We start from the raw sequence: 1,151 nt of genomic DNA, 5'->3' as shown, positions 1-1,151 counted from the left end.
ATTTTATATCTTAAAACTTCCAACCAATCCTTTCAACTCTGTGGCTAACTCACTCAACTCTTTCGCTTCTTCGTTTATCCCTACCGCTTGTTTTACTTGTTCGTCTATTACACTTCTTGATCTTTCTAGTTGTTCACTTATCTCTGTTACCGCTTTCGCTACCCTATCCATAGCTGTGCTCATCTCTTGCGCACTTGCACTTTGTTCTTGCGCACTTGCTGTCATGTTTTCTATCCCTTGGTCCATCCTTTCTATCCTTTCTTTTATCCGGTTGAAACTTTTCTGTACATTCTCCATCTTTTCGTTTATTTCTCCTATCGTTCCTACTACCTTGTTCGTAGATTCGTTCACTTTGTTCGTACCTTGCGTTATGTTGGTTAGTATTTCTGATATTTCATCCGTTGCATTCCTTGATTCTTCTGCTAACTTCCTTATCTCATCCGCTACAACTGCAAATCCTCTTCCCGCTTCTCCTGCCCTTGCAGCTTCTATCGCTGCGTTTAGTGCCAACAGGTTCGTTTGTTCCGTTATCGAGTTTATCGTTTCTACTATACTTTGTACGTTCTTGGCGTTGTTTGCGAGTGTTTCTACTTCTTTTTGACTTTCTTTGGTCCTTTCTACTGCTTCTTTCACCGCTTGACTTATACTTTCTATCGTTTTGCTTCCTTCTTCTGCCGCTTTACTTGTTTCATCTGCTTCTTCACTTAATCTTTGTGCGTCTTGGGATACACCTTGTGCTGCCCTTGCTACTTCGTCTACCCCTGAGGTTACTTCTTCTACGTTTCCTGCCGTTTCTTCCGTACTTGTTTGTATCTTGTCCATCTGGTTTTTGAGTTCTTCTGAGTTCTTTCTGCTTTCTTGTGATGATCGTGTTAGACTTTCTGATGCGTTTTCTACTTTGTCTGATGCCTGCCTTATTGACCCCATGGATCTTCTCAATTCTTTACTCATTTCTGATAGAGCATTGGCCATCTGCCCTATCTCGTCTTTGCTTTTACTTTCAAAGTTTACCGTTAAGTCTCCTTCTTTGAATTGGTTTATCTTGTTTTTGAAGTCTAACAGTGGTTTCGTTATGCTCCTTATTAGATAGATAATCATGATTATCGATACTACGAAGGCTACTACGGTTAAAACGGCTGTCAAGGTTATCA

At 40.5% G+C, this 1,151-nt stretch carries 1 protein-coding gene; it reads right to left on the bottom strand.

Annotated features, from left to right (window positions below; genetic code table 11):
* Nucleotides 1–3: 3 nt before the first annotated feature.
* Nucleotides 4–1,151: methyl-accepting chemotaxis protein (locus tag AA81_RS13175; protein WP_146050405.1), on the bottom strand; the 1,148-nt coding region annotated here is incomplete at its 5' end.

The sequence above is a fragment of the Petrotoga halophila DSM 16923 genome (assembly GCF_002924615.1).
The sequence above is the reverse complement of the archived record's forward strand: the minus strand, read 5'-3'. Positions and strand labels throughout refer to the sequence as shown.